The organism is Solidesulfovibrio sp. C21, assembly GCF_047785625.1.
Lineage (GTDB): Bacteria > Desulfobacterota > Desulfovibrionia > Desulfovibrionales > Desulfovibrionaceae > Solidesulfovibrio.
Genome location: NZ_JBLODY010000121.1, coordinates 1 through 7,553, shown reverse-complemented (window position 1 = coordinate 7,553; position 7,553 = coordinate 1). Strand labels below are relative to the sequence as shown.

7 protein-coding genes are annotated in these 7,553 nt (G+C 66.6%); 6 read left to right on the top strand and 1 reads right to left on the bottom strand.

Annotated elements, in window-relative coordinates:
* Positions 1-88: 88 nt before the first annotated feature.
* A complete protein-coding gene (locus ACMZ6R_RS19605) occupies positions 89-778 on the bottom strand; it encodes a metallophosphoesterase (protein WP_416114639.1) in 690 nt (229 codons plus the stop codon).
* 204 nt (positions 779-982) lie between these two features.
* Here ACMZ6R_RS19605 and ACMZ6R_RS19600 point away from each other — a divergent pair, with 204 nt between their 5' ends.
* The 6 genes from ACMZ6R_RS19600 (at position 983) to larB (ending at position 7,517) form a co-directional block, all read left to right on the top strand.
* Positions 983-2,197: an MFS transporter gene (locus ACMZ6R_RS19600; protein WP_416114638.1), complete on the top strand. Its 1,215-nt coding sequence runs from the start codon at positions 983-985 to the stop codon at positions 2,195-2,197.
* A 161-nt stretch (positions 2,198-2,358) separates the two neighbouring features.
* Entirely contained in the window at positions 2,359-3,579 is a 1,221-nt protein-coding gene (locus ACMZ6R_RS19595; protein WP_416114637.1) for an aldo/keto reductase, read from the top strand.
* 36 nt (positions 3,580-3,615) lie between these two features.
* Positions 3,616-4,395 carry an SDR family oxidoreductase gene (locus ACMZ6R_RS19590; protein WP_416114636.1) on the top strand — a complete coding sequence of 260 codons (780 nt, stop codon included), beginning with the start codon at positions 3,616-3,618 and terminating at the stop codon, positions 4,393-4,395.
* A 196-nt stretch (positions 4,396-4,591) separates the two neighbouring features.
* Positions 4,592-5,884, top strand: coding sequence for a nickel pincer cofactor biosynthesis protein LarC (gene larC / locus ACMZ6R_RS19585; RefSeq protein ID WP_416114635.1), 1,293 nt, complete (start codon positions 4,592-4,594; stop codon positions 5,882-5,884).
* Position 5,885: 1 nt separating this feature from the next.
* Positions 5,886-6,707: an ATP-dependent sacrificial sulfur transferase LarE gene (larE, locus tag ACMZ6R_RS19580; protein ID WP_416114634.1), complete on the top strand. Its 822-nt coding sequence runs from the start codon at positions 5,886-5,888 to the stop codon at positions 6,705-6,707.
* Between the two features lie 12 nt (positions 6,708-6,719).
* The gene (gene larB, locus ACMZ6R_RS19575) at positions 6,720-7,517 is read left to right on the top strand and encodes a nickel pincer cofactor biosynthesis protein LarB (protein ID WP_416114633.1); all 798 of its coding nucleotides are present in this window, start codon (positions 6,720-6,722) and stop codon (positions 7,515-7,517) included.
* Positions 7,518-7,553 lie beyond the last annotated feature (36 nt).

Here is a 7,553-nt window from a genome sequence, read left to right as displayed (position 1 = left end):
CTCCTGGACCACCCCACCGGGGGGCCCATGGCCCCCCGGTGGGGTGGTCCAGGAGGGGCAACGCCCCTCCTGGCCGCCGGAGGCACACTCAAATAAACACGTGGCGCAGTTCCATGTCGGGCAGGATGCAGGCGGTGAGTGCGCGGCCCCAGGCGGCGCCGGTGTCCAGGCCGATCTTGCCCGGTGCGACGAGGGGGGTGCGGGCGGTGGTATGGCCGAAGACCACGGTCAGGCCGCGCGGCAGGGGGCCGGTCAGAAACGCGCCCCGCACCGAGAGCATGCAGTCGGTGGGGCATTCCTCGGGCGGCAGCCCGCCGGGTAGCCCGGCGTGGACGAAGAGCGTGTCGCCGATGCGCGCGTAGGGCACGAGGGCGCGCAGAAACGCCCGGTGTTCGGGCGGCAGGAAGGCAAGGCCGACAAGCGACGCCGCCGGCGGATCGCCGTAGCAGCGAAGGGTGGTTTCGATGCCGAGTCCGCGAAGGAGCCGCAGGTCCTCGGGTTCGCCCTCGTCGGCGTAGCGCAGCAGTGTTTCCTCGTGGTTGCCCAGGCAAAAAATCGCGCCCGGGTCCTGCCGGGCGATATCGGTCAGCATGTCCAGCACGCCCCGGGTGTCCGGACCCCGGTTGATGTAATCGCCCAGAAAAATCAAACGATCCGTGCCCGGTCGGTACGGCAGGTCGTCGAGAAGCCGGCGCAACGCGTCGGCCTGGCCGTGGATATCGCCCACGGCGATAAGCCGCGCGCCATCGGCCGGCGGCATGTCGTTTCCTTCACCCATGCGTGGGGGTCCTCCCGGCGCGACGGTTTCGCGCCCAAGCGACCTGTAAGCGCTTGCGCCCGGGACGGCAAATGCCCCCCTTTGCCCCGAGTGGATGCCGACAGCGGCAGGATTGGGCAACTTCTTTGCAGAAATGGACATGTTTCCCCCCACATTCGATGCTTATAGTGCCATGGTCGACCGGTTTGGCCGATAGGAGGGATAATGACCAAGATTGTGGGAAAAAACGCCGACCACGCTTTGGCCCCGGAGCTGGGCAGAAATACGGTGCTGCTCATGGCCGCGGCGGCCGGGCTGTTCGTGGCCAGCATCTACTACAACCAGCCCATGCTCGGCATACTGGCCCGGGAATTCGGCGTGGGCCCCGAGCAGGTGGCGACCGTGGCCGTGCTGACCCAGGTGGGCTATGCCGTCGGGCTGCTCTTTCTGGCCTCGCTCGGCGACTGTTTCGAACGACGGCGGCTCATCGTCATCACCACGCTGGGGCTGGCCGCGTCCCTGGCCTGGGCGGCGGCAGCGCCGAGCCTGGCCATCCTGATCGCGGCCAGCCTGTGCCTGGGCGTTCTTTCGACAGTAGCCCAGCAGGTGGTGCCCATGGCCGCCCACCTGGCTCCGGAGCACCAGCGCGGCCGGGTGGTGGGCGTGGTCATGGCCGGTCTGCTCTCGGGCATTCTGCTCGCCCGGACCATAAGCGGCGTGGTCTCGGAATACGTGAGCTGGCGGGCCATGTTCGCCCTGGCCGCCATAGCCTGCCTGGGCATGGCAGCGCTTCTGGCCGTGCGCCTGCCCCGGTCCGAGCCGACGTCCCCCTTGAGCTACCGGAAAACGCTGTTGTCGCTGCTCGGGCTTTTCCGCACCCATGCCGTGCTGCGCCGGGCCGGGCTGACCCAGGGGCTGATCTTCGCCGCGTTTATCGCCTTCTGGGCCGACGTGGCCCTCTATCTGGAGCAGCCGCCCTTTTTCCAAGGCAGCGCCGTGGCCGGGCTGCTGGGGCTGCTCGGCATGGCCGGAATATTGGCCGCGCCCCTGACCGGCTGGGTTTCGGACAAATTGGGCGGCGGACAGGGAAAAATCATCATCGGCGGGGCCGGGGCCGTGGCGGCCTCGTTTCTCCTGTTCGCCTGCTTTCCCGCCTCCTGGGCCGCGCTGCTCGGCGGCATCGTGCTCATGGACATCGGCGTGCAGGCGGCCATGATTTCCAACCAGTCCCGGGTCTACGCCCTGGACGCCACGGCCAGAAGCCGGCTCAACACGGTGTTTATGACCGTGATGTTCGCCATGGGCGCGCTGGGTTCGGCCGTCGGGGCTCATGCCTTTGCCCGCTTCGGCTGGCGGGGCCTGTCGCTGCTTGGCGCGGGTTGCGCCCTGGCCGCCCTCGGCATCGAGGCCTTTGGCAGCCGCCGGTCCGGAAAACAGTGACGATCCCATGACGTTTCTGGCGAGCATGAAAGAATCAGGCAAGAAAAGAGCAGAAATAGGCGTTCTTTCACGCTCCCGGCTCAAGTATTGAATCCATGCTACCTCCATCGGCCGGGACGCGAGGTCCCGCTGTGCCGCAGGCGGCGAAAGGAGAAAAAAGCATGCTGTACAGGAAAATGCCCAAAAACGGGGACAAGCTGTCCATCCTTGGCTTCGGCTGCATGCGCCTGCCCATGGCCGACGGTGAAATCGACGAGGACCGGGCCATCGGTCAGGTCCGAAACGCCATCGACGCGGGCGTCAACTACGTGGACACGGCCTGGCCGTACCACGGCGGGGCGAGCGAGCCCTTCGTGGGCCGCGCCCTCGAGGACGGCTACCGCGAGAAGGTCAATCTCGCCACCAAGCTGCCGTCGTGGATGATCGAAAAGCGCGAGGACATGGACCATTACCTAAGCGCCCAGCTTACCCGCCTCAAGACGGACCACATCGACTACTACCTCGTCCATGCCCTGGACGGCGACCTGTGGGACAGCGTGGCGGCCAAGGGCGTGCGGGAATTCCTGGATGCGGCCAAGGCCGACGGGCGCATCAAAAACGCCGGCTTCTCGTTTCACGGCTGGCTGCCGGATTTCAAGCGCATCGTGGACGCCTATGACTGGGATTTCTGCCAGATCCAATATAATTACCTGGATCAGCAGTTCCAGGCCGGCACCGAAGGCCTTCAGTATGCCGCAGGAAAGGGCCTCGGCGTCATCATCATGGAACCGCTTCGCGGCGGCAGCCTGGCCCAGCCCGCCCCGCCGGCCGTGGCCGCCATCTGGGACGAGGCGGCAACCAGGCGGCCGCCTGTGGAATGGGCGCTGCGCTGGGTATGGAACCATCCCGAGGTGACGGTGGTGCTCTCCGGGATGAACGACGAGGAACAAGTCGCGCAGAACCTGGCCATCGCCGACACGGCCACGGCCGGGGCCTTGAGCCTCGCGGAACTGGAGATGATCGACCGGGCCGGAGCTACGTACAAGGAGCTGATGCAGATCGGCTGCACGGGCTGCGGCTACTGCATGCCCTGCCCGGCCGGGGTGCAGATTCCCAAGTGCCTCGACGCCTACAACAAGCTGCACATGTTCGGGGATGTCGAAGGCTCGAAGTTCCAGTATGTGGTCAGCGTCAGCGGCGTCATCGGCGCAAGCGACCCGGGATTCGCCTCCCAGTGCGTGGCCTGCGGCGAGTGCAAGGAAAAATGTCCCCAGCACCTGCCCATCCCGGAGACCCTGGAAAAGGTGGCCGCCGAGATGGAGGACGACCGCGTCGAAGAGCGCAAGGCCATGGCCCTCAAACTCTTCAAGGTCCGGGCCCACGAGGGGCTGACCAACGTTTAGAGCCATTCGGAACAATCGTCCGGAGGAGGTTGCCTCATGCCATACGAAAGCCCGATGAAGCGTCCCATGCTGCTTGCCGGCAAGACCGCAATCGTGACCGGGGCCAGCTCCGGCATCGGCCGGGAAACCGCCCTGGCCCTGGCCGGCGAAGGGGCCAACGTGGTGCTCGCGGCCAGACGCCGCGAGGAACTCGTCGCCCTGGCCGAAGAAATCGCCAAAGCCGGCGGCAAGGCCCTCCCCGTGGCTGGCGACGCCGGTTCCGTGGAGGACATCGACGCCCTGCTCGCGGCCGCCCTGGCCTGGGAGGCAAGCGGCGGCACCTACGACATCGTGGTGGTCAACGCCGGCCGGGGATTGGCCGGAAGCCTGCTCACCAGCGACGAGTCCCAGTGGGAAGCGCTCTACAAGATCAACGTGCTCGGCGCGGCCCACCTCATGCGCCGGGCCGGGGCCTACCTCAAGGAGCGCGGCACGGGCGACATCGTGGTGGTCAGCTCCGTGGTCGGGCGCAACATCTCGCCCGTCAGCGGCTTTTACGGTTCGAGCAAGTTCGCCGTTTCGGGGATGGCCGAGGCGCTTCGCCGGGAGATCTGCTCCGCCGGCGTGCGCGTGACCACCGTCATGCCGGGCGTGGTCCTCTCCGGCTTCCAGAAGGTGGCCGGCTACAGCGACGACTTCGCCAAGTTCGCCGAAAAGATGGGCAAGCTGCTCGAACCCGAAGACCTCGCCGAAGGCATCCGCTGGCTTTTGACCCTGCCTCAGCACGTCCACGTCAACGAAATCATGATCCGCCCCACCGGCCAGAGTTATCCATAAAGAGCAGGGGGAGAGGGAGGAAGAGGAAAAGAATGCGAGAGGGGAAACCCTTTAGGAAAAGGGTTCTCCCCTCTCGCGCTCTCCCCTTCCTAAACTTTTTGCCTTTCGAAGTATTACAGAGCACTCTTCATTTCTTTGAAGTGTGCGATTAAAAAAAGAAGTTGAAGGACTTCGCGAACATCATCGGAATACCGCCATGCGTATCCTCTACTACGATTGCCAGGCCGGCATCAGCGGCGACATGAATCTGGCCGCCATGATCGACCTGGGCGTCGATCCCGATTTCCTGCGCGCCGAGCTGTCCAAGCTGGGGCTCGATACGGAATTTTCCCTGCGCGTGACCCGCGATGCCCGAAACGGCATCACCGGCACCCGGGTGGATGTGGAGCTGGCCGGGGAACAGCCGGCGGACCACGACCACCAGCCCGGGCATGTCCATGAACATACCCACGGCGAGCATGGCCATGCGCACGAGCACCATGACCACGAGCATGACCACGGGCATGAGCACCATCACGACCACGGGCAGCGCAATCTGGCCGCCATCGAGGCCATCATCGAAGTAAGCGGCCTCGGTGAGGACGTCAGGCGCACCAGTCTGGCCATCTTTGGCCGCATCGCCGCCGCCGAGGCCAAGGTGCACGGCAAGCCCATCGAGGAAGTCCACTTCCACGAGGTCGGGGCCGTGGACTCCATCGTCGACATCGTGGGCGCGGCAATCTGTTTCCACGCCCTTGGCGTGGACGCGGTCTGGGCCTCGCCGGTGGAACTCGGCGGCGGATTTGTCCGCTGCGCCCATGGCCTGATTCCGGTGCCGGCCCCGGCCACGGTGGAAATCACGACCGGCATCCCCACCACCCGGGGCGCCGTGCAGGAAGAAATGGCCACCCCCACCGGCGCGGCCATCGTGGCCACCCTGGCCGACCGGTTCACGGTCACCCCCCAAATGACCGTGGCCAAGACCGGCTACGGCGTCGGCCACCGGGTGACGGAACTGCCGAACCTGTTGCGCGTGCACCTGGCCGAGGCCGACGCCTCCGACTGGTCCGTGTCCGAGGCGCGGCTGCTCCAGTGCAACATCGACGACATGACGGCCGAACTCCTCGGCGCGGCCATGGACACCCTCATGGAGGCCGGGGCCATGGACGTGCACTTCACGCCCATCATCATGAAAAAAAACCGCCCGGCCACCTGCCTGTCGCTGCTGTGCGCGGCCGCTGACGAAGGCCGCTTCATGGAACTGCTTTTCCGCCATACCACGACCCTTGGCATCAAAAGCCTGCCGCTAAAAAAAACGTTTCTCACCACGACCTTCACCACCCTCCCCACACCCCTTGGGCCGGTGCGCCTGAAAAACGCCCTGCTCGGCGGCACGGTGCTGCGGTCCAAGCCGGAATTCGAGGACTGCCGCGCCCTGGCCCGGGAGCACAACATTCCCCTGGCCGAAGTCTACGCCCTCATCGGCCGCTGCCGGGCAAAGGACGCCTGACGTGGCGGCGCAAAACGCCTACGACCGGCTGCTGGCCGTCGTGCGATCCTACGGAACGGCGCTCGTCGCCTTTTCCGGGGGCGTGGACAGCCTGCTGGTCCTGCGAGCGACCCTGGACGCGCTGTCCCCGGAGGCGGTCCTGGCCGTGACGTTGCGCACGCCCTATACCCCCGGCCACGATGTGGCGGCCGCGACCCGGGCGGCCCGGGACATGGGCGCGCGCCACGAAATCCTGGACATCCCCTTTCCCGAGGCCCTGCGCGACAACCCGCCCGAGCGCTGCTACACCTGCAAGCGGCTGCTCTTCGGCCGCCTTGTGGACAGGGCCGCCGCGTCGGGCCTGGGTAACGTTTTCGACGGCACCAACGCCGACGACCTGGGCGATCACCGGCCGGGCCTGCGGGCCGTCCGCGAACTCGGCATCATAAGCCCGCTGCTTGCCGCCGGGCTGGCCAAGGCCGATATCCGGCGGCTGTCCCGGGAACTGGGCCTGCCCGGCTGGGACAGGCCGGCCGGAGCCTGCCTGCTCACCCGCATTCCCCACGGCGTTACCGTCACCGAAACGGAACTCGCGCGCATCGCAGGGGGCGAGGAGTTCCTGCGGGGTATCGGCTTTCCCGAGGCACGGCTTCGCAGCCACGGCGAACTGGCCCGCATCGAGGTGGCCCCGGACCACGTCGCCGCCCTCGTCGCCGCAAACGCCGCCCACGACGTGGACGGCACACTCAAACGCCTCGGCTACCGTTACGTGACCGTGGATCTTTCCGGCTACCGCATGGGCAGCCTCAACGCACAACCGAACCAGGACACGAAAACGTCCTGACGCTTATATTCCATGGATATCAAAGACGATCTGCGAGCGCTTCTGACCGGCGTCAAGGCCGGCGACATCGACGTGGAAGCCGGCATCGCGCGGCTGCGCGACCTGACCAGCCTGGAACTCGGCCACACCACCATCGACCTGCACCGGCCGCTTCGAAACGGCCTGCCCGAAGTGGTCTACGCCGCCGGCAAGACCCCGGACCAAGTGGCCGAAATATTTTGCCGCATGGGCGCGCGCTCCAACGTGCTGGCTACCCGCGTGCCCGAGGAAACCGCCCGGCGCGTCCTCGCCGCCTGCCCCGAGGCGCAGCACAACACCCTGGGCCGCACCCTGACCCTGATCCGCCGCCCCATCGACTGGCGCAGCGGCGAAATCGGCATCGTCACCGCCGGCACCTCCGACCTGCCCGTGGCCGAAGAAGCGCGCGTCACCTGCGAAATGTTCGGCAGCCACGCCAACATCGTCGCCGACGTGGGCGTGGCCGGACTGCACCGGCTGCTCGACCGGCTCGATACCCTGCGCAAGGCCCGGGTGCTCATCGTCGTGGCCGGCATGGAAGGCGCGCTGGCCAGCGTCATCGGCGGCCTGCTCCCCCAACCCATCATCGCCGTGCCCACCTCCGTCGGCTACGGAGCCGCCCTGTCCGGCTTCGCCGCCCTGTGCGGCATGCTGACCTCCTGCGCCGGCGGCGTCAGCGTCGTCAATATCGACAACGGCTTCGGCGCCGCCTGCGCCGCGTGCAAGATCAATAATATGGTGGAGGAGGAGAAGGAGAAGAGTGAAGAACCGGGGGAGGGAACCCCTTTTTGAAAAAAGGGGATTCCCTCCCCCGGTTCTTCACTCTTC